This window comes from Chryseobacterium foetidum (assembly GCF_025457425.1).
GTDB classification, from domain to species: Bacteria; Bacteroidota; Bacteroidia; order Flavobacteriales; family Weeksellaceae; genus Chryseobacterium; species Chryseobacterium foetidum.
The window spans coordinates 2,765,361-2,786,618 of sequence record NZ_JAMXIA010000001.1; the positions used below are offsets into that span (position 1 = coordinate 2,765,361).

24 protein-coding genes and 1 tRNA gene are annotated in these 21,258 nt (G+C 36.2%); 5 read left to right on the forward strand and 20 right to left on the reverse strand.

Annotated features, from left to right (window positions below):
- Nucleotides 1-47: 47 nt before the first annotated feature.
- The 7 genes from NG809_RS12920 to NG809_RS12950 form a co-directional block, all read right to left on the reverse strand.
- A complete protein-coding gene (locus NG809_RS12920) occupies nt 48-557 on the reverse strand; it encodes an NADH-quinone oxidoreductase subunit NuoE family protein (RefSeq protein WP_047447219.1) in 510 nt (169 codons plus the stop codon).
- A 190-nt stretch (nt 558-747) separates the two neighbouring features.
- Nucleotides 748-1,971 (reverse strand): NADH-quinone oxidoreductase subunit D, encoded by a 1,224-nt coding sequence (locus NG809_RS12925; RefSeq protein WP_262151266.1) that lies wholly within the window; start codon nt 1,969-1,971, stop codon nt 748-750.
- 67 nt (nt 1,972-2,038) lie between these two features.
- On the reverse strand, nt 2,039-2,533 hold the full coding sequence (locus NG809_RS12930) for an NADH-quinone oxidoreductase subunit C (protein WP_262151268.1): 495 nt from the start codon (nt 2,531-2,533) through the stop codon (nt 2,039-2,041).
- A gap of 6 nt (nt 2,534-2,539) precedes the next feature.
- Nucleotides 2,540-3,100 carry an NADH-quinone oxidoreductase subunit B gene (locus NG809_RS12935; protein ID WP_056034962.1) on the reverse strand — a complete coding sequence of 187 codons (561 nt, stop codon included), beginning with the start codon at nt 3,098-3,100 and terminating at the stop codon, nt 2,540-2,542.
- Nucleotides 3,101-3,201: 101 nt separating this feature from the next.
- Nucleotides 3,202-3,573, reverse strand: a complete 372-nt coding sequence (locus NG809_RS12940) for an NADH-quinone oxidoreductase subunit A (RefSeq protein ID WP_056074660.1) — start codon at nt 3,571-3,573, stop codon at nt 3,202-3,204.
- Between the two features lie 121 nt (nt 3,574-3,694).
- Nucleotides 3,695-3,871 carry a hypothetical protein gene (locus NG809_RS12945; protein WP_262151269.1) on the reverse strand — a complete coding sequence of 59 codons (177 nt, stop codon included), beginning with the start codon at nt 3,869-3,871 and terminating at the stop codon, nt 3,695-3,697.
- A gap of 1 nt (nt 3,872) precedes the next feature.
- Nucleotides 3,873-4,997, reverse strand: a complete 1,125-nt coding sequence (locus NG809_RS12950) for a GNAT family N-acetyltransferase (RefSeq protein ID WP_262151271.1) — start codon at nt 4,995-4,997, stop codon at nt 3,873-3,875.
- Nucleotides 4,998-5,101: 104 nt separating this feature from the next.
- Between NG809_RS12950 and NG809_RS12955 the strand changes: the two genes are divergently transcribed.
- Both NG809_RS12955 and NG809_RS12960 read left to right on the forward strand, forming a co-directional pair.
- Nucleotides 5,102-5,791, forward strand: coding sequence for a zinc metallopeptidase (locus tag NG809_RS12955; RefSeq protein ID WP_262151273.1), 690 nt, complete (start codon nt 5,102-5,104; stop codon nt 5,789-5,791).
- 98 nt (nt 5,792-5,889) lie between these two features.
- Entirely contained in the window at nt 5,890-7,014 is a 1,125-nt protein-coding gene (locus tag NG809_RS12960; RefSeq protein ID WP_262151275.1) for a hypothetical protein, read from the forward strand.
- Here NG809_RS12960 and NG809_RS12965 read toward each other — a convergent pair whose 3' ends face one another.
- The 7 genes from NG809_RS12965 to rbfA form a co-directional block, all read right to left on the reverse strand.
- On the reverse strand, nt 7,015-7,620 hold the full coding sequence (locus NG809_RS12965) for an IMPACT family protein (RefSeq protein WP_262151277.1): 606 nt from the start codon (nt 7,618-7,620) through the stop codon (nt 7,015-7,017). It lies immediately after the preceding gene.
- Between the two features lie 12 nt (nt 7,621-7,632).
- On the reverse strand, nt 7,633-8,658 hold the full coding sequence (ribD, locus tag NG809_RS12970) for a bifunctional diaminohydroxyphosphoribosylaminopyrimidine deaminase/5-amino-6-(5-phosphoribosylamino)uracil reductase RibD (RefSeq protein ID WP_262151279.1): 1,026 nt from the start codon (nt 8,656-8,658) through the stop codon (nt 7,633-7,635).
- A gap of 63 nt (nt 8,659-8,721) precedes the next feature.
- The gene (locus NG809_RS12975) at nt 8,722-10,518 is read right to left on the reverse strand and encodes a DUF349 domain-containing protein (protein WP_262151280.1); all 1,797 of its coding nucleotides are present in this window, start codon (nt 10,516-10,518) and stop codon (nt 8,722-8,724) included.
- 74 nt (nt 10,519-10,592) lie between these two features.
- Nucleotides 10,593-11,333 (reverse strand): shikimate dehydrogenase family protein, encoded by a 741-nt coding sequence (locus tag NG809_RS12980; protein WP_262151282.1) that lies wholly within the window; start codon nt 11,331-11,333, stop codon nt 10,593-10,595.
- 62 nt (nt 11,334-11,395) lie between these two features.
- Nucleotides 11,396-13,456, reverse strand: coding sequence for an endonuclease (locus NG809_RS12985; protein ID WP_262151284.1), 2,061 nt, complete (start codon nt 13,454-13,456; stop codon nt 11,396-11,398).
- A 48-nt stretch (nt 13,457-13,504) separates the two neighbouring features.
- Nucleotides 13,505-14,710, reverse strand: coding sequence for an ABC transporter permease (locus NG809_RS12990; RefSeq protein WP_262151286.1), 1,206 nt, complete (start codon nt 14,708-14,710; stop codon nt 13,505-13,507).
- 3 nt (nt 14,711-14,713) lie between these two features.
- Nucleotides 14,714-15,073, reverse strand: a complete 360-nt coding sequence (gene rbfA / locus NG809_RS12995) for a 30S ribosome-binding factor RbfA (RefSeq protein ID WP_262151288.1) — start codon at nt 15,071-15,073, stop codon at nt 14,714-14,716.
- Nucleotides 15,074-15,153: 80 nt separating this feature from the next.
- Here rbfA and mce point away from each other — a divergent pair, with 80 nt between their 5' ends.
- Both mce and NG809_RS13005 read left to right on the forward strand, forming a co-directional pair.
- Nucleotides 15,154-15,552 carry a methylmalonyl-CoA epimerase gene (mce, locus tag NG809_RS13000; RefSeq protein WP_262151290.1) on the forward strand — a complete coding sequence of 133 codons (399 nt, stop codon included), beginning with the start codon at nt 15,154-15,156 and terminating at the stop codon, nt 15,550-15,552.
- Nucleotides 15,553-15,614: 62 nt separating this feature from the next.
- Nucleotides 15,615-15,688, forward strand: a tRNA-Ile gene (locus NG809_RS13005).
- A gap of 81 nt (nt 15,689-15,769) precedes the next feature.
- Here NG809_RS13005 and NG809_RS13010 read toward each other — a convergent pair.
- A complete protein-coding gene (locus NG809_RS13010; RefSeq protein ID WP_262151292.1) occupies nt 15,770-16,408 on the reverse strand; it encodes an MBL fold metallo-hydrolase in 639 nt (212 codons plus the stop codon).
- Nucleotides 16,409-16,479: 71 nt separating this feature from the next.
- Here NG809_RS13010 and NG809_RS13015 point away from each other — a divergent pair, with 71 nt between their 5' ends.
- The gene (locus NG809_RS13015; protein ID WP_262152577.1) at nt 16,480-17,691 is read left to right on the forward strand and encodes a type IX secretion system plug protein; all 1,212 of its coding nucleotides are present in this window, start codon (nt 16,480-16,482) and stop codon (nt 17,689-17,691) included.
- A 114-nt stretch (nt 17,692-17,805) separates the two neighbouring features.
- On the opposite strand, the gene NG809_RS13020 is transcribed toward NG809_RS13015, so the two are convergent.
- From NG809_RS13020 to NG809_RS13040, 5 genes are all read right to left on the reverse strand, one after another.
- Nucleotides 17,806-18,066 carry a hypothetical protein gene (locus NG809_RS13020; RefSeq protein ID WP_262151294.1) on the reverse strand — a complete coding sequence of 87 codons (261 nt, stop codon included), beginning with the start codon at nt 18,064-18,066 and terminating at the stop codon, nt 17,806-17,808.
- A gap of 4 nt (nt 18,067-18,070) precedes the next feature.
- Nucleotides 18,071-18,301, reverse strand: coding sequence for a hypothetical protein (locus tag NG809_RS13025; protein WP_262151296.1), 231 nt, complete (start codon nt 18,299-18,301; stop codon nt 18,071-18,073).
- A 231-nt stretch (nt 18,302-18,532) separates the two neighbouring features.
- Nucleotides 18,533-18,910: a VOC family protein gene (locus tag NG809_RS13030; protein ID WP_262151297.1), complete on the reverse strand. Its 378-nt coding sequence runs from the start codon at nt 18,908-18,910 to the stop codon at nt 18,533-18,535.
- Nucleotides 18,911-18,921: 11 nt separating this feature from the next.
- Nucleotides 18,922-19,950, reverse strand: coding sequence for a ferrochelatase (gene hemH / locus NG809_RS13035; RefSeq protein ID WP_262152578.1), 1,029 nt, complete (start codon nt 19,948-19,950; stop codon nt 18,922-18,924).
- Between the two features lie 71 nt (nt 19,951-20,021).
- Nucleotides 20,022-20,900, reverse strand: a complete 879-nt coding sequence (locus tag NG809_RS13040) for a NifU family protein (RefSeq protein ID WP_262151299.1) — start codon at nt 20,898-20,900, stop codon at nt 20,022-20,024.
- Between the last annotated feature and the right edge of the window lie 358 nt (nt 20,901-21,258).

Below are 21,258 nucleotides of genomic sequence, written 5' to 3' on the forward strand. Positions count from 1 at the left end.
TGCTGGCTTTTGGCTTTTGCTGACTGCTATTTTGTTTAAATTTATTTTTACCCCAAATCAACCTGTCCTTCTCTGCAAAGATCAAGGATTTCGTCAACTTTTTCTATGGTTAAATTTTCGTGATAGAACTTTCCTAACTGTAGCATTGGAGCGTATCCACAAGCACCCAGACATTCGGCAGGTTTCAATGTAAACATTCCGTCTGCTGTTGTTTCACCATCTTTAATGTTCAGTTTTGTTCTGATGTGGTCTAATATTTTTTCGCTTCCACAAACCATGCAAGGTCCGGTTCTGCAAACTTCCAAAACATATTTACCAACCGGTTTCATATTGAACATCGTATAGAAAGTAGCTACTTCGTACACTTCAATTGGCTTAATACTCAATAATTCAGCAACATAATCCATCACAGGAACGTCTAACCAACCTCCGAATTCTTTCTGCGCAATGTGAAGCACAGGAAGAAGAGCAGATTTTTGTCTTCCCTCAGGATATCTTGCCATGATTTTATGGACCTGCTGTAAACTTTCCGGTTTAAAAGCTATTGTTTCGCTCATTTTTATCTGATTTGAAATTTGAGGTTTGAAATTTGAGATTCAAAAGCTCAATTCTAAATTTATTTTGATTAAAAAGTTCTTTTTGGAACTATTTAGTTGTAAAATGTACGTTGTACAAAGTACAAGGTATTTATTAACTATTTATATTTTCAAGTACATTATACATTACTACATTGTACTTTCTACAATTTTACGCGTCTAATTCTCCCGCAATCACATTCATACTACACATCGTTACGATGGCATCTGAAATTACCGAACCTGTAATCATCTCAGGATAAGCCTGATAATAAATGAAACAAGGTCTTCTGAAATGCAGTCTGTAAGGTGCTCTTCCTCCGTCACTTACCAGATAAAATCCTAATTCTCCGTTTCCACCTTCTACTGCGTGGTAAACTTCGCCTTTCGGAACATCAGTTTCTCCCATTACAATTTTGAAATGGTAAATTAAAGCTTCCATTTTTTTGTAAACATCAGCTTTTTCAGGAAGATAAAATTCCGGAACATCTGCGTGAAAAGGTCCTTCAGGTAAATTGTCGTAGGCTTGGTTGATAATTTTTAAAGATTCCCAGATTTCCTGCTGACGAACCATAAAACGGTCGTAAGTGTCACCGGAAGTTCCTACAGGAATGATAAAATCAAAATCTTCGTAAGAAGAGTAAGGTTCTGCAACTCTTACATCATAATCTACACCACATGCACGAAGATTTGGACCTGTAAAACCATAGCTTAAAGCTCTTTCTGCTGAAATTGCACCTGCACCAATGGTTCTGTCCATGAAAATTCTGTTTCTTTCTAATAAATTACAGAATTCCTGAAATCTTGCAGGGAATGTTTTAAGGAAATCTTTCAGCAACTCATGGAATTTTGGAGTGAAATCTCTTTCAAAACCTCCGATTCTTCCCATATTTGTAGTCATTCTTGCTCCACAGATCTGCTCGTACATATCGTAAATACGCTCTCTTTCGATGAACATGTAAGTCAATCCTGTAATCGCACCTGCATCCATTCCGGTTACTCCGTTACAAATCAAGTGATCACCGATTCTTGCCAGTTCCATTAAAATAACACGCATATAATCTACACGTTTAGGAACTTTTACACCGATCAGTTTTTCAACCGTCATGTGCCATCCGATATTATTAATCGGAGCTGAACAATAGTTCATACGGTCAGTAAGCGTAGTAATCTGAGCATAATTTCTTCTTTCAGAAATTTTCTCAAAAGCTCTGTGGATATAACCAACTGTCTGCTCTGCGTGAAGAATTCTCTCGCCGTCCATAGTAAGAACATTCTGGAAAATTCCGTGTGTCGCAGGGTGAGTAGGACCAAGATTCAGGGTATATAATTGCCCGTCAATCTGTTCGTTACTGTCGTGTTGGTTAAGTATATTAGATAATGAGTTGTCTTTCATAATATATAATTGATAATTGATAAGCAATAATTGATCATTCATCAATCATCATTAATCATTTATATTTTTATCTTCCGAACATGCTGTCGTTCTTATCTGTTCTTGTTCCGTCTTCCAGACGATATTCCTTCAACATTGGATGGTAGCCAAGATCTTCCATATTCAGGATAGGTCTGAGGTCAGGATGTCCTTTAAATTTAATTCCATAAAAATCAAATGTTTCTCTTTCCATCCAGTTGGCACCGGCGTATAACTCCGTTAAAGAATCTACTTCCACATTTTCTCTTGTCATAAAAGCCTTGATACGAATTCTGAAATTCGTCATCATATTCTGCAAGTGGTAAATAACACCGATTTCTTTTTCAGGAAATTCAGGGTAATGGATTCCACAAACATCCGTAAGGAAATTGATTTCCAGTGATGAATCTTTAAGATAATGAATTATCTTTTTAATATCATCTTTGTTCACTTCCACAGTCAGCATTCCATAAGGTTCTGAGCTGGAAATTATTGATTCCGGAAATTCTCTTGAGAGTGCTTCTAATACAAATTCGTTCGTCATTTTTCCTTAGTTGTCGATGTTGTAAGAGTCTAATAAATGCTGATATTCAGGTGTGTCTCTTCTTCTGATGCTTTCGCTTTCTGCCAAAGCCTGCACCTGCATTACACCTTCAATGATTTGCTCCGGTCTTGGAGGACAGCCGGGAACATAAACGTCCACAGGAATAATTTTATCAATCCCCTGAAGAACCGAATACGTATCAAAAATACCACCGCTGGAAGCACATGCTCCTACAGCAACAACCCATTTCGGTTCTGCCATCTGAGTATAAACTTCTTTTAAAACCGGACCTAATTTTTTTGAAATAGTTCCGCAAACCATCAGCATATCTGCCTGTCTTGGTGAGAAAGAGTTTCTTTCCATACCAAATCTTGATGCATCATAGGTTGGATTCAGGGTAGCCATGAACTCGATTCCACAACAAGAAGTGGCGAAAGGTAAAGGCCAAAGTGAAAACTTTCTTGCCATCCCGATGACGCTGCTCAATTTCGTTGCGAAAAATCCTTCTCCTTCAAATCCTTCCGGAGCTGGTGCATCTGTTCTTATAATTGGTTTTTGATCTGACATTTTGTTGATTTTTAAGATTTTAATTTAGATTCCAAATCTGTTATTATGTTAACTTAGATTTGATAGAGATAATCTAAAAGTCTTATTTAAAAATTAATGGTTTATTTATCCCAGTCTAAAGCACCACGTTTCCAGACATAGAAAAATGCGAGGAAGAAAATGGCAACGAATGTAAGTACCGCAAGGAATCCTTCAAAACCGAATTCTCTGAAGTTTACAGCGTACGGATAAAAAAATACGATTTCAATATCGAAAAGTACAAAAAGTACTGCCGTTAAGAAATATTTAATGGAGAATGGAGTTCTTGCGTTACCTTCTACAGGTACACCGCATTCCCAACTTTGATTTTTTACAGAATTTCCCTTTTTCTGTTTTGGTCCTAAAAAATGTGCGCCTAGTAGTGAAATCGCTACAAATCCGACAGCTACACCCGCTTGAATAAGGATTGGAATGTAATTTTCTGGTAAATTCATTTTTACATTATTATCTCAAGTTGCAAATTTAGGCAATAAACAAGAAAGGGTGAAATTAATCATACTAAAAGTCGCTTCATAATGAAGAAAAAGTATAATTTAGAATTATTAAAAATAGGGATTATTTTTTCATTTTTCTCAGTACTGTAAATGCCACAAACGAAATATAGCCAAAAAGAATACTGGCGTAAACAATGTTGATTAAGGTATTCATCCGGTCATCTGATACCGCAAAGAAAAGGTTGTAAATGATGAAACCGGCAATCAGAATTCCGAATATGATGAGATGTGGTTTCATGTTAAAATTGTAATGAGTAAGTTCTTCTTCTTTTATGATTCACAGGGTTGTAATCCTGCCAAAGGAGTTGTACGCTTTTGTTTTCTTCAAGTTCCGGATTTGTTTCTGCAAAATCAATTCCCATATTGTTGAAGCGTACAAAAATTTCTTTGAAAATAATAGCAGTTACGCCACGTCTTTGGTATTCGGGGTGAATTCCTATAAGATAAAAATTAGCACGGTCATTTTTCTTTTGAGCCTGCATAAAATGCCACCAGCCAAACGGGAAAAGTTTACCTTTTGATTTCTGTAAGGCTTTGGAATACGAAGGCATGGTCACCGCAAAAGAAATCAACTCATCATGCTCATCAACTACGCAGATCACATAGTTTTTGGCGATCATCGGGAAGAATTTTTCTTTGTATGTTTTGATCTGTTCTTCGGTAATAGGAGTGTAGGTGGAAAGATGTTTGTAAGTTTCGTCAAGAAGTTTAAACATCGGTTTCACATAAGGTAAAATCTCTTCTTTGCTTTGGAAATTTAATACTCTTAAATTATATTTTTCAGCAATAAGCGAACTGAATTTTTCTACTTTCGGAGGAAGTACTTTCGGGAAATTCATTTCAAATTCTACCCATTCTTTTTCTTTTACCAAACCAAGTTCTTCAATATGCTGATGATAGTATTCGTGGTTGTAAATTCCGATCATCGTCGCAATTTTTTCAAAACCGAAAGTCAGCATTCCTGCTTTATCGAGATTTGTGAAACCCATTGGTCCTTCAATTTTATCAATCTGATTTGATTTGGCGTAATTAATAACCGTATCAATTAAAGCTTTTGAAACTTTTTTGTCATCTATAAAATCAATCCATCCAAAACGAACTTTTCTGATGCCCAGTTCCTTTTCTTCCTTACGGTTGATCATCACCGCAATTCTGCCTACAATTTTACCATCTTTTTTTGCCAAAAACTGTTTTGCTTCCGAATAGTTCAATGCCGGATTTTCTTTTGGATTCCAGACATTGATTTCATCTTTGATAAAGGAAGGAACGTAATAAGGATTGTTTCTGTACAATTCCATCGGGAACTTTACAAATTTCTTTAAATCTTCAGGTGTTTTTACTTCAAATATGGAAACTTCAGACATAGTTTTCGGGTAAATAGAACCACAAATATAATTAAATTAAGCGTAAACTTTGGCACAATTTTTACATCTTCTAACCCTAATTTCAGATTAAAATTAAAGTAAAAATGACAGGTTATTATATAATTATAGGACTCTCAATGCTCATAAGCTGGTGGGTCTCCTCAAGATTAAAATCAAAATTTGAACATTATTCGAAGATAAGACTTCGCAATGGACTTTCTGGAAAGGAAGTTGCAGAAAAAATGCTTTACGACAACGGAATTCATGATGTTCAGGTTATTTCTGTTCCGGGACAGCTTACCGATCACTACAATCCTGAAAATAAGACGGTAAATTTATCAGAAGCGGTATACATGCAGAGAAATGCAGCGGCAGCAGCTGTTGCGGCACACGAGTGCGGTCACGCAGTACAACATGCAGTTGGCTATTCGATGTTACAGTTGAGATCAAAACTGGTTCCTGTGGTAAGTATCAGCTCAAATCTGATGCAGTTTGTGTTAATGGGTGGGATTATTCTGATGGCGATGAGTGGAAACAGAATCCTTTTGTTTGTGGGTGTCATCATGTTTGCATTAACAACATTGTTTGCATTCATCACACTTCCTGTAGAATATGACGCCAGTAACAGGGCGATGAAATGGCTCAAAGATACCGGTACTGTTACATCCGAAGAATATGTCGGAGTTGAGGACAGTTTAAAATGGGCGGCAAGAACTTATTTAGTGGCTGCATTAGGTTCTTTAGCACAGTTGTTATACTTCGCCTCGCTTTTGATGAGTGGAAGAAGAGATTAAAATTCACAAAATAATATTGAAATCCCGAATTGCTGTTCGGGATTTTTTTTGTGAGTAAGAGTTTTTAATTAGTATTTTTGAATTTAAACTAAAAACTTTTGACCACATCATTAAATAATTTTTTGTCAGATAAAAGCAGGGAAAATGTTCTGTTGAAAGTAATTGCTTTCGTTTGGTTCATCACAAAGCTGTTCAGCTATAAAACATGGATTGCAGACAGGAAATATCCCGTTATTGCCCCGCTGGATTTTCTTCAAAATATTCCTTCAGGAATTCATCTCTGTTTGTTTGGGATCGCAATGTTGATGCTTTGTGCGATTATTATTTCCTCTGAAAAATTTTTTATAATACTGTTCTTAATTTTTGAATTTCTGAGTTGCAGTCTTGACACTGTTCGTTGGCAGCCATGGGAATTTATGTATCTCTGCATTTTTGTTTTGTATCTGTTTAATCTTAAAAGAAAAGAATCATTCTATCTTCTCGTTCATTTGTTTCTTGCCTCCATTTACATTTTCAGCGGACTGCATAAGTTTAACCGCGGATTTTTGACGAATGTCTGGACACAAATGATATTGCAGAATTTCATGAATCTATCTATCGCGACTATCCTGTCATACAAATTATTTTTCATTGGATTAATGATTCCTTTTACAGAATTTGCTGCGGGTTTTCTACTTCTTTTTTCAAGGTACAGAAAATGGATCAGCTATTTTCTGATCTCTGTTCACATCATCGTTTTGATGATTATTGGACCGTTTGGATTAAATTACAACCCCATTGTGTGGAGTTGGAATCTGGTGATGATTTTTCTGTTAGTCAGCATTTATGGAAGGCCAATAGGCAAGATTGATACAGTTTTTCTGAAACAAAACGTAATGTGGTTACTTCTTTGGTTTGTGATGCCTGTTTTTAGTTTTTTTGGATTATGGTATCAGTATTTTTCTTCTGGTTTATATACCGGAAAAGAAAAGCAGCTCTACATTTATATTTCAAAACAAAATCAGGAATATAAAGCATTTTCTGAGGCTGATAATTTAAATTCAAATCGAACTTATTACATCATAAATCTTCAGAACTGGGCTTTAGATGAAATTAAATCAGCGCCTTTGCCGGAAGACGAAATTTACCGGAAAATCAGTGTTTTTTTAAAGCGAAAATTAGGGAAAGGCTGTGAAAAGATTATTCTGTCTGATCCGAAAACCAAAAAGCAGATACTGTTGTAGCTAATCTTCAAATTCAAATGTTACGTGCTGCATCTCAGACAACTTTTCTTCAAGATTATCTTTTTCCGACAGTTTTAATGACGCTTTTATCGAACATTTTTCAAGTGTTTCAAAATTTAAAATCTTAGCATCAAATTTTGAGAGTAGGGTGAAAATAACATTTTGCTGATCAAAATTAAACTGAACCGTTATTTCCGTTTCCAGTTCTCTGGTGATGATTTCAGCTTCTTCTAAAGTGATTTTAGCACATTCTTTATATGCTTTTACCAAGCCCGAAACACCAAGCTTAGTTCCTCCATAATATCTTACCGAAATTACAAGAACATTCGTAATTTCATGCGCTAACAGTTGGTTATAAATGGGTAAACCTGCACTTCCGGAAGGTTCGCCATCGTCATTGGCGCGATAGTTTTCTCCGTTTAAACCCATTCTGAAAGCATAGCAATGGTGCGTTGCTTTCGGATGTTCACTGCGTATTTTTTCCAAAGCGGCTTTCAGCTCAGATTCACTGTTTACAGGGAAGGCAAATCCGATAAACTTGCTTCCTTTTTCTTTAAGAAGAACGTTTTCTACAGGTTTCGCAATGGTTTTATAATCGTACAACATTTGATTCCCTGCTTAATTTTTTCTGAAGTGAAATTCAATGACGTTATCTCTGAAATCCTGAATTTCGGAAGCTTCATTTTCAAATTTCGGTGCCTTTGTGCCGTTTTCTAAAACCAGATTGTTGTTTTTGATAACAATCGCTTCATCCCAGAGACCGGCATCAATAAACTGTTGCAGAACCAGACCGCCGCCTTCTACAATCACCGACTGAATCTGGCGTTCGTGTAGTGTCTTCAACATATTTTCAATAAAATTTTTCCTTGATGTTTTGATGAATTTTACATTTCCCTCTTCATCATTTTTTATTGAATTGAAAACCAGTGTTTCAGCGTCATTATTAAAAATATTGTAATGCTGAGGAACTTTAAGGTCAATATCGATGAGTATTCTGATCGGGCTTCTGCCTGAAATTTCCCTTGTCGTAAGGCTCGGATTATCTCTCATTGCCGTCATCGTGCCGATAAGAATTGAGTGTTCATTACTTCTGAGCTGATGAACAAACTGTTTGGTGAGTGTATTGCTGATTTGGGTGGGTTTAAAATCCTTGTCCATATAGCGGTCTGCGGATTCTGCCCATTTCAGGACAATGTACGGACGTTTTTTTTGATGATAGGTAAAAAATCTTTTATTTAAATCCAGACATTCTTTTTCCAAAACTCCGGAAACAACTTCAATTCCGGCGTTCTGAATGATTTTTTTGCCCTTTCCATTTACTTTATCATGAGAATCCATCGCACCGATGACCACTTTTTTAAAACCGAGTTCAACTATCTTTAAAGCACAGGGCGGTGTTTTTCCGTAATGAGCACACGGTTCAAGCGAAACGTAAATGGTTGATTCCGGAATGAGGTTTTTATTTTTTACAGAATTAATGGCGTTGATCTCAGCATGCGGTTCGCCGGCTTTGTGGTGATAGCCTTCCCCGATAATTTTGCCTTCATGTACAATCACACTGCCGACCATCGGGTTGGGATAAGTATTGCCTGAAGCTTTTCCGCCAAGCTCAATGCATCTTTGAATATAAACTTCGTCGTTCATTTTTAAAATTAAAAAAGGCGAAGACAAATTGCTTTGCTCCGCCTGTATTGAGTTTTTCAGTAATTATTCACCGCTGATAATGTTGTGAAGATTCTGTTTTAAAGTTTCCAAATGAGCTTTTTTACTGTCTAATGTGTTGTAAGTTTCCGCCAGTAAAGGATTTTCTCTCGTCGGTTTGGTGAAGAATGAGAGGTTGTTTTCAAGTTTTACAATTTCACCTTCCAATTCAGAAATCTGAGTCTTGATTTTTCTTGCCTTGTCAGTGAGCTGGTTTTCAGATAAACCTTCTTCTTTCAGTTCCAGTTCGTTCATTTTATTCAGCTTCAGTTTTTCTCTTAAAGCTTTATTAAATTCAGAATTGATCCCGATTTTATCACGTGGAACTTTTCCGATGTTGTTCCATGCCGTTTTAATGCTTTCTATTTTTTCTACGCTGCCTTCTTCGTCGGTAACCAGTTTAAGGTCATCCAGCAAAGCTCTTTTGGTTTTGTAGTTTTCTTTCCAGTTATCGTTGGAAACATTGCTTTTTTCTCTGTAATTGTTGAAAAAAGTATTGCAGGCCTCACGGAAATCTTCCCAGATCTTATTGGTCATACTTTTTGGTACGTGACCGATTTTTTTCCAGTCTTCCTGAAGTTTTTTGAAAAGCGGAACAACGATGTCCCAGTCTTCACTATTCATGTTATCTTTCGCGGTTGCAATAAGTTTCAGTTTTTCATCAAGATTGGTTTGCTGTGAACCTTTTAATGATTTATAATAAGAATTTTTCTGAGTATTGAAATTTCGTAACGTTACTTTGAAATCATTCCAGTTTTGGTTTGAAAGTTTTCTTGGAACGCTTCCTGTTTTTAAAAACTCTGTACGCAGATCTTCCACTTTTCTGATGGCGTTCTGCCAGAAGTTGTGGTTTGGATTATCGCCAGGCTCCGAAAGTTTTTTAATATCTTCAATAATCCTGTTTTTCTTCTCAAGATTTTCATTCTGCTCAGATTCGATTGCGGCAGAAAGTTCAGATTTTCTCTCGTGAATTTTATTGGAAATTTCTTTAAATTCTTCCCATGTTTTTTCACGGTATTCTTCTGCAACCGGCTCAGCTTCCTCTTTCCATAGTTTATGAAGATACTGAAGCTCGTTCAGGGCTTTTTGGATTACAGGTTCGTTTTCAAGTTCCTTTGCACGGTCGATGATGTGTTGCCTTTTTTCAAGATTATGGGCATATTCCTGCTCCATGTATTCTTTATTAAGATCAAGCATCTGATAAAACTGATTCAGATGATGAAAATAATTATTGTTTAAAATTTTAAACTCAGATTTGGCAACCTGACCGGAATTTGACCAGTCTTCTTTTATTTCTCTGATAGATTTAAACAGATTTACGCCAGGCTCAGAATTAGTATAAAGATTTTTCAGTCTTTCGATGATTTCCTGTCTGTGAGCGAGATTTTTATGCTGTTCCTCATCCAGATGTTTCTGGAAATCGTCGTGCTTCTCCTTAAAAATATGCACCAAAGCATTGAATCTCGACTGCTGCGGATGATGATAGCTGAAGTGCTCAGACGGGTTTCCGGCATCAGTATGTTCATGCCTTTTATCTTCCACCTCGTCATGAATGAAATGATTTGCCTTTTCTTTCAGGAAGTTGAATCTTTTGTGCTGTTCGCCGGCTGCAGTACTGTTGATGATGCTTTCCATCTCTTTCAGTGCGTCTGCAAGATTCAGTTCTTCATGTTCCGGTTCATCATGATGTTCGATTTCTTCATTAGCTGAAGTTTCATCATTCTGAACGGTATTAGTAGTTTCCTCCTGGTTGTCCTGGATGTTCTTTTCTTCGTTTTCAGAAAAGTTATTTTCTGCAGTCATAGCAAATCTTTTATGTGTTTTGGTGTCATGCTTTTCAAATTTTGAAAAAAAACATAACAAAGTACTAATTTATACTATTTTTTTTGATTATTCCAAATTTCCCATGCTTTTTCTGCTTGTTGCTCAAGCATATAAAATCCGTTGGCGGTTTTTGCTCCTTTTTCGGAAGCGTTTATGATAAATTTGGTGTAGTTTGGATTGTAAATCAGGTCAATAATCAAATGCTGATCGGTGATTCCGTCAAAGGGAAAATCCAGACAGTCGTCCACATTCGGGAAAGTTCCAACAGGTGTAGTTTGGATAATCATCTGATTATTTCGTACAGTTTCTGCCGAAATATTTTTAAAATTAAACTCTTCAGAACTTCTCGCAACAGTGATATTAGGAATCTGCATTTTATCTAAAACATATTTTACAGCTTTTGCTGCGCCACCGTTTCCTAAAATCATTGCAGACTGGTGATGCGGTTTAATATGAAGAAGTAAAGTTTTCTCAAAACCTGTTGCATCGGTATTGAATCCTTTTTTAATTCCGTTTTCGATTTTTACACAATTTACAGCACCGATTTTTTCTGCTTCATCACTGAGTTCATCAAGATAATCAACAATTTTTTCTTTAAAAGGAATAGTTACATTAAAACCTAAAAGTTCGGAATCAGCGAAGAGATTTTCAACCTCATTAATATTCTTCAAATCAAAAATTTCATAGGAATAATTCTTAACCATCAGTTTATGAAATTTATCCTCAAAGTATTTTTTCGAAAAAGAGTAGGAGATATTCTGCCCGATCAACCCCAGTTTATACTTGCTTTCCATAGTTCAAAAATAAAAAAAAGACCGGACAATGCCGGACTTTTACGTTTGAAAATCTTTTTAGATTAATCAATAATGAATTTTGTCGAAAACTCCTCCGCTTTAAGAATATAAATTCCTTTTGAAAGTTCTCTTACTTCAATTTTATTTGAATGAATAAATGGTTTTTCAATTTTCTTTAAAAGCTGACCATTCAGGTTATAAATTTCAGCAGATTTAATCTTATCCAGTTTTTCACCTTTAACAAAAATCTGATGGTTTTTTACCGGATTTGGATAAAGCTGATACTGAGATTTCTCAATTGTAAGATCCTGAGTGCTTAAACTTCCGCAAGTCCAGCTCAAATCGTCAATTCCGACTCTCTGATTGTTTGAATTGGTGATTGAAAGTACCGCATTCCCGGAAACATTAATATTACTGATGGTTGTAGTCTGTGCTGTAGTGCTGTAAGGAACAGTTCCTACCGTAGTTCCGTTAACTGTCACTGTAAGGCTACCGCCATTATCACTGAATGGTAGCTTTGTAGTCAGTGTAAGACTTTGAATTCCGTTGGTGATTGTTGAGCTGGTAAGACTTCCTGTTCTTATAACAATAGCTCTGCCGTTGATGGATTGGTCTGTTCTTGCATCAGTTGCAGTCCATGTGATTCCGTTATTCGTCCAGGTTCTTGTTGTGTAGTTGTTGGCATTTGCCGGGATCGTAGAAAAATCTTCCGTTCCGCAATTTGTACCGGCTGGTGGAGTAGCGGTTGTTGTTCCCTGAACACTGTTGCTTTGAGCAGAAAGATTATTTGCTGCATCTGCGGCAACAACGTAGAAAGAATAAGTTGTTGAAGGATTTAAACCAGAAACAGTTGCCGAAGTTCCCGTTACTGTTGAATGGAAAGTTCCGTCCACATAAATATTGTATCCTGTAACGCCCACATTATCTGTTGAAGCAGTCCAGCTTAATGATATCGAATTGCTTGAAGTTCCCGTTATAGCAAGGTTTGCCGGAGTTGTCGGAACCTGAGTATCTGTAGTTGTAGTTCCCTGAACCGTGTTGCTCTGAGGCGAAAGGTTGTTGGCTGCATCTTTTGCAATCACGTAGAATGAATATGTCGTACCGGAAGAAAGGCCTGGAATGGTAGCCGTAGTTCCTGTAACGGTTGAATGTAAAGTTCCGTTTACGTAAATATTATAGCCTGTAACACCTACATTATCTGTCGAAGCTGTCCAGCTTAAAGAAACTGAATTTGGTGTTGTGCCTGTAACCAAAAGATTTGTCGGACTTGTTGGGGCTTGTGTATCAACACTTTGGTTCCCCCAAATAGCATTGGCATAGGAAGGATTGTCTATAAAAGGATTTCTGTTTCCCTGATACTGGTAAGAAGCGTTGTTTCTGATAACTTCGTTGGGAGATACAGGATCTGCATTATGCCACGCCAAAAGCTGCGTAAGCTCCCAGGCCTGAAGTCCTGGAAATGCTGTGTTTCCAAGCATATTGCCGGAAGAAAATCCTGACAGCTGATTCTCATATCTTGTTACAAAGTAAAAAATCATTCTAGCAACATCACCTTTGAAGGCGTCAATGGGTTCAAAAACAGTTCCTGTAAAACCTGGTGAAACAGAACTTCCTCTTTTGGACCCGTTTTGTGAAATATAATCGGTAACTCCTACAACTCCGAAAGGTAAATTTCCTCTTTTGTTGTTGACGGATCCGTCTGTGGCTCTGATGAAATGGATGTCAGAAACCATAGGTGAGTTTTCATTAAATAAACTTTGCGGTACGATGTGTTCTCTGTTGTAGCAGTCGCCTTCGTTGTTATAATTTCCACATTGCGAGCTTGTGCTTACATAATTGTAAGGATCCGGACCATTAGGATTTTCTGAATAGATGTCAAGAATGCTATTGTCATTTTCCAGACCGGCAACTCCGGGAGCATTATCGCGGTCGGTCGTTTGGTAGGCAAACCATAAACCTGCATAGCTTCCCGGATTGTGATTTGCAGTAATGATATTTTTCAGAGCTGTTTTTAAATTTGCTCCGGTGAGACCTGCGGCGTTGTTGTAATACCCTGCAGGAGCCTGCGCGTTGCTGATGATTACAGCAAAACTGAATGCTAAAAAAGATAGAAATCGCTTCATTTTTTTGAAATTGGGCGACAAAGGTACAAAATTTAAATCGCTGATATATTAACTTTTAGTAATATAGCCTTTGCTGATTTTAGAAAAAATCCACGAGATAAGTAAGCCAAATCCCGCTGCTGTGGCAGAAACGATGATATAATTTTTCCACTCAATTCTTACCGGGAAAGGAAGATTTTCAACAACTTTAAATAATCCTGTATATTCCTGAAACAGACAGAGTGCAGTTCCAATCAGAAGTCCGCTTAAAATACCGGCGAATACGATGAGAACTCCGGTGTAAAAATAAGTTTTTCTTAAATGACTTAAAGGGAAGCCTAATGAAACCAGAGATCTTGCCTGCTCGCGTTTATCTAGTTGCAAAATAATGATTGCACCTGCCAGATTAAAAGTTGTTATGAAAATAACCAGCCCGAAAATCAGATAGATAAATAGTTTTTCAGTATTAATCATCTTCCAGAAAGCTGCATTCTCTTCAGATTTTGTGGTAATGATTACAGTTTTGCCTAAGTCCTTTTCAAGATCTCTTCTTACATCAGGTGCTTTTTCAGAATTTTTAAGTTTGATAACAATGTTATAGGCAGAGTTTTTCGGAAGATTTAGAAGTTCTTCTGCCATGGCTATCGGTGCGATGATGTAATTGTTGAGCTGTTCTTTTCCTGGAAAAACTCCCGTAACAAAAATATTTTTACGGTTATAGATATCTTCTTCTTTATTAATAAGACCTTTCCCAGGTTTAGGCATATATAAGGTCGCCTGATCCTTTTCAGAATTTACAGGAATTGAAAGTCTTAAATCGAGAGAATTTTCAATTAAAACCTCGTCATTATATTTAAAATCAGGATAGCTTCCATAAACGATACTCCGGTGAATAGGATTTACCTGAACATAAACAGAATCTACACCTCTCAGATAGGCAATATCACCTTTTCCATTAAAATTGATATAAATCTTCTCTTCAATAACCCTTGAAAACTGAGAAATTTCCGGATTCTTTTTTAAAACTTTTACAATTTCAGATGGATTTTTAATTGTTTTTCCGGCAGCACTTTTAATGGTAATATCTGCGTGCAGGTCTTTAACAAGGTCTTCATTAAAATCTTCAAGACCCGAAAAAACCGAAATAATCACAAACATTGCTGTCACGGCAACACTCATTGCTCCCACGGCAAGCCATGTGATAAAAGTGACCGCTGTGCTTCCTTTTTTCGAAATAAGGTAGCGCGATGCAATGTAAAATGAGATGTTTTTCAAAATTTACAGAATAGGATTTTCTCCTTCGCCACGAAGTTCTTTCTCAATTTTTTCCACATCATCCAGAGTGGTATCCAGATAAAAATTCAGCTGTGGAATAATGCGAACCTGTTTTGCCATTTTCTGACCGATAAAATTTCTGTACTGAGGCTTGTTTTCCTCAATTTCCTTCATGATCGAGGAGCGGAATTCCTGAGGGAAAATGCTTAAATAAATCTTTGCAATCCCCAAATCCGGAGTTACCTTCACATCAGAAACTGAAACCAAAAAATTCTGCTTGCTTTCTGACGCCTGTTTGCGGAAAAGTTCTGCGAAATCTTCCTGTATAATCTGTGCTACTTTTCTTTGTCTGTTACTTTCCATAATTTGTGCAAATTTACTACTTTTGTTTTAATTGATCTTTTTAAAAAAGGTCAAAGAATTAATTATCTTACAATAAATTTATGAAACTTGAACATATCGGTATTGCTGTAAAATCATTAGGTGTTTCTGACGAACTTTTCACCAAACTTCTCGGTAAGGAATCTTACAAAAAAGAATCTGTGGAGCGGGAGGGTGTTGTAACGTCCTTTTACAATGCCGGAGAATCAAAATTAGAACTTTTGGAAGCGTCGAAAGACGACAGTCCGGTTTCAAAATTTATTGATAAAAAAGGAGAGGGCATACATCATCTTGCTTTTGGGGTACAGGATATCGCCTTTGAAATTGAAAGATTAAAAAAAGAGGGATTTCAGTTTATCTCAGAAGAACCGAAAGAAGGTGCTGATAACAAATTAGTTGTCTTCCTTCACCCCAAATCCACGAATGGAGTTTTGGTAGAATTGTGTCAAGAAAAGCCATAAAAAGTTTTGCAGAGAAAGAAATTTTACTATTTTTGCAAACACAAAATTTAACCAGATTTTGAGGTCCTATAGCTCAGTTGGTTAGAGCACCTGACTCATAATCAGGTGGTCCCTGGTTCGAGCCCAGGTGGGACCACATTAAAACCCTTGAATATGCTGATATTCAAGGGTTTTTAATTTTATAACAAAAAGTTTTTGAAGTGTTTTGACGAAATGATTACCTTAAAAACGGATTATACTGTTTTTCAAAACCAATTGTAGTTGGATTTCCATGGCCTGACAAGACCTGGGTTTCTTCATCCAAAATTAAAAGTTTGGTTTTGATTCCTTCTATTAACTGTTCGTAATTTCCTTTGTACAAATCGGTTCTGCCGATGCTTCCCTCAAACAGGACGTCTCCCGACAGCATAAATTTCTGAGTTTCGTTATGATAAACAACGCTTCCCGGAGAATGTCCCGGAACGTGATAAATCTTAAATTTTTCTCCGTCAAAATCAAGTTCGTCTCCTTCGTTAATATATTTCGGATCTACATTGATATGATCCAGTTCAAACCCAAATCTCATTCCGCTGATTTGGAACATATCGAGGACTTCTTTGTCGTCCTGATGCATAATTACAGGTACTTTGTAGGTGTCAAAAGCCCATTGCAAGCCTAAAATATGATCGATGTGAGCATGCGTTAAAACAATTTTTTCAATTTTCAATTCGTTTTCACTGATGAAATCTTTGATAGCTTTCGTTTCCTGCTCATTCATATTTCCCGGATCGATGATCCATGCGTTTTTATTTCCGTTAAAAAGAACATAAGTATTTTCACTCGCAAAATTGAAGACGAAAGCCTGTATCTGAAACATATTAAGATTAATTTTTCATCAAAAATACGATAATAATAGTGAAATGGGCATTTTTCATTATCTTCGTAAGAATGAAAACGTTGAAGATATTTTTACTGGGTCTGAGCGGTCTCGTATTCGGACAAAACATACAGAGCATACAGCTTTTTAATCCTCAGACGAATGACGAAACACCCGTGATCAACATGGGTGAACAGCTGGTTTTAAGTTTTGATGATCTTACAAACAGCAGCACGATTTTTCGTTATACTTTAAAACATTACGACAGAAACTGGCAGGATGATAATTTGTTTTTTACAGAGATTGCTACCGGAACTATGAATGCCCTGCTTGATCAGTTTGAATATTCTTTCAATACACTTCAGCCTTATACGCATTACAAGCTTTCATTTCCGAATGATAAAATCAGACCTAAAATTTCCGGTAATTTTGAAATCATCGTTTACAAAGATTCTGCAGATAAGCCTTTATTTAAAAGAAGATTCAGTATTTCTGAAAACGGAGTTAATTTAGCTTTAAATATTACCAGAGTTTCAGATGCCAGAAAACCGAATATCAACCAAAGAGTTGAGGTACAGGCAACTTCCAAAGGTGGCGACATTTCTTCAAACGTGAATTCAATGACCATGAATGTAGTTCAGAATAACAATCCACACATGACTGTTTTTAATCAAAAGCCAAGTTCTACAATGGGAAATCAGCTTCTTTTTCAGCAGATGAATCTTGCTTTTCCCGGAAATAATGAGTTCTATTATTTTGACAATAAAAATATCAGAATGCCGGCGGATATGGTTCGGGCTACGGAAATTATTGAAAATGTTCATCAAACCTATCTTCATCCGGTTTGGGCATATCCGTTGGATTACCAGTATCAGCCGGACGTGAATGGTGCGTGGTATTTCAGAAGAAACGATATGGGTATTGAGCGAAATGCCGAGCGTGAGGGAGATTATGCAGTCGTTCATTTTTCTTTAGATTCTGAACCGATGGATAAGGAGCTTTATGTTTTAGGTGGTTTTAATGATTTTAAACCTTCTAAAGAATATATGATGACTTATGATGTGGAAAAGAAAAAATATATTGCCAAAATTTTTATGAAACAAGGTTTCTACAACTATATTTTAGCCACAAAAGAGGCGGATGGAAGAATGAATTTCGGGGAGATCAACGGGAATTTCTGGCAGACAGAAAATCTTTATCAGGCCTTCCTTTACTACAGACCGTTTGGTAGAAATTACGACGGACTCATTGGTTACGGGGAATTCAGAACACCTGTCAGATAAAAAAACCAAAACCCTACAGTTCAAGTGTAAGGTTTAGGCGATCAACCGTCTTATGAAGACTCACAGAAAAATAAAATATAATGTCAACAAACAAAGTGTTCTGGGTTCAGGTCTTTAATCTTTAAAGACCGCTGTTATCAATAGATTTTCATCATCTTCAAATATATAATGAATATTGATGGGAAGATTTTCGGTTTTAAAAACCTGCATTTCCTTATCTTTAATATCAATATGCTCTGAATTTTCTACAATCTGTTGTACAGAATCTTTCAGTACATTCAGAAATATTTTGTCTTTATGCTCTTTTTCAGCATTGAAAACCCGCATTAGCATTCGAATGTCATTTTTTGCAATGGATGACAGAAGTACTTTCATTGTACTATGCACAATTTTGTTCCAGTTCTTTTACATTATCAAAGAAATCTAATTTTGTAGCAGGATTTTCAGAATGAAACTGAATTCTGTACGAAACTTCATCCAGATGAAATTGTGGAATATCTGCCAACACATGTGTTTCTACCCTGTCAAGAATCTTTGAAAGAGCTTCCAAAAGATCCGGACTCAAAACCTCGATTTTCTTTTTTAAAATTTCAATAGTAGCCTCCATCATTTCAAATTTTTAAGTGTCATTTTGTTTTTTGATGAAGTAAAGGTATGAAAAAATATCAATAAACAAGACAATACCCCTATAATTTCATGGGTATATTTAAAATATTTTATCTTTTTTTAAATATTTTAAGTTAATTTAAAGGGGTGTTGTAGAAAAAGTAGTGAAAAAAGACAGTATCTAAACTTATTAAATACTGTCTTTTAAAAAACTTCTCAGATTTACCAAAGAGCTTTATCTTATTTTAATATCAGATACAATTATTTTGTAATGGTCGCAATCTTCAAAACAAATTCCATTTTTCTTCCAATAAGGATTTTTTGGTTGCAAAAGAGGAACTTCAAATTTTTTAAGATTATCCAGAATTTTGCGATAATCTTCATTTGACTCAGGATAAAAGACCAGTGTATCGTCTTCATCAAATTTTGAATTAGGCTTTTCTCCGTTTTGTGTGAATTCCAAATGCCAGTTTTGTCCTTTTATTCCAAGAAAAACTCCGTCATAATTGTCGTGATTTTTAAATTCTCCAAGTATCTCGAAATTTAAAACCGAAGTATAAAAGTAAATTAAACTTTCAAGTTTTTGAGTATGTCTTGCGTATCGGAACTGCATGTCTTTACAATTTAAACCAAATAAAATTCATTTAATTTTTCTTCACAAAGTGTTTTTACCACTTTCACCCATCGGTCTTCATCATTAAGACAAGGGATATAATGGAAATTTTCACCGCCACCATGCTCAAACTGATGTTTTCCTTCCACGGAAATTTCTTCTAAAGTCTCAAGACAGTCTGCCACGAAGGCCGGACAAACGATTGCTAAGTTTTTCACCCCTTTTTTACCGACAGTTTCCAATGTTTCATCGGTATAAGGCTCCATCCATTTGTCTTTCCCCAAACGGGACTGGAAAGTGACCATCACTTTTTCTTTAGGTAAACCTAATTTCTTTATAACCGAATTCGTTACATCAAAACACTGATGACGGTAGCAAAACTGATGACTCGGATTGCTTTCACGGGAACAGCAATCATTTAGATTACAGGTATTGGTAGGATCTGTCTTAAAAATATGCCTTTCCGGAACACCGTGATAGGAAAACTGTAAGGCATCGAAATTTTCAGGAAGTTTTTCTTTAATGCTTTCTGCAAGACAGTCGATGTAAATATCTCTGTTATAAAAAGGCTGAATGTAATTTATTCTAATCTGTGGAAAAGATTTTTTTCTTACTTCCTCAGCTTTTTCAATTACGGTTTCTGTCGTACTCATCGCATATTGCGGATACAGCGGAAAAAGGACAATATCTGTAACGCCCTGATCCACGAGTTTCTGAATTCCAGCTTCAATGCTGGGTTGAGCATATCTCATTCCGATTTCTACCGGAACATCGACCAATTTCTGAAGTTTTGCCTGAAGCTGTTTGGTGATGACGATTAAAGGAGAGCCTTCGTCTGTCCAGACTGTTTTGTAAGCCTCGGCAGATTTTGCAGGTCTTGTATTGAGGATGATTCCTTTTACCAGAAGTGCACGGAAAAACCAACGGTAATCAATTACCTTCTCATCCATCAAAAATTCATCAAGATATTCTTTCACATCCGGAACAGATGTTGACCTTGGCGAGCCGAGGTTGACTAATAAAATTCCCTTTTTTGAGATTTGAGATTTGAGATTTGAGATTTGAGATTCGTTTTGCAAAACTTTAAACATTAAACTTTGAACATTAAACTCTAGCCGTTTACGGCTTCTACTTTTTCCACCAGTTCAGGCACGAACTGTTTTAAGATATTTTCAATTCCTCCTTTTAAAGTTGCAGTTGAGCTTGGACATCCTGAACATGCGCCCTGTAAAAGCATTTTGGCTGTTTTTGTTGAGCCGTCATATTCCATTAAAGAAATTTTACCACCGTCATTTTCTACTGCTGGAGCAACATATTCATTTAAAATATCAGAAATCTTCTGCTCGTCGTCGGTGTAATCTCTGTTGATGATCTTCTCTACAGGGTTTTCATGCTTTTGAGCTTCGATGGTTGAAATTACTCCACCATTTTGAAGGTATTCTGCAATCATCCCACGAACCGCCATCATTACCTGATGCCATTCTACAGAATGATCTTTGGTTACAGCCACAAAATTATCAGATATAAAAACTTCTGTAGCAAAATCAAACTCCCTGAAAATAGCTTCTGCCAAAGGAATTCCTTCTGCTCCATCCCTTGATTTTACTTCTACGAAACCTTCCATCAGCAGCTGGCTTGAAACGAACTTCATCACGTTAGGATTTGGCGTCATTTCAGCATAAATTTGATACATTTCCTTTTTCTTCTGAAGATAAATTCTTGGATTTGCCAAAAGTTCGTCTTCGATTACATTTTTCAGGCTTTCAGCAACGTGTTCCCACTCCACGGTATCCTGTTTAGCAACTGCTATAAAATTGGCTGTAATGAAAATTCTTTCCACAAAAGGATAGTTAAAAAGCTCTTGTGCCAAAGGAATTTCAGAAATATCTGAATCTCTGTCCAACTCCAAAGACCCAGGAATCAAATTGTAGTCGGCTACAAATTTCATCACTTTCGGGTTTTCGGTTGGTTCTATAAGTATGGTATGCATTTTTTAATTAAATTTGAATGTACAAAAATACGGATTTAGAAGTTAGAAGCTGGAAGTTGGGAGTTAGATTTTTGCTATGATGATTATTATATCTAAAATTTTTATTCTGTTCTTTTGTCTTGAAACAAAAGAACCAAAAATTCAAGACTTGGATTTCTTCGCTAAAATTTTAAAAAGATTCCTAAAATTTCCAAACTCGGGCGGAAACAAATTTATAGGTATTAAAGATATTTGTTGCCGCCACTCAAACAGTGGAAATTTCTTAACGTAATCTTTTTAAAATTTTTTAACGCTTCGATCTCCTAAGTCAAATAAAAACACAATCAACGATTTTAAAAATCATTCATTTAAAATATCA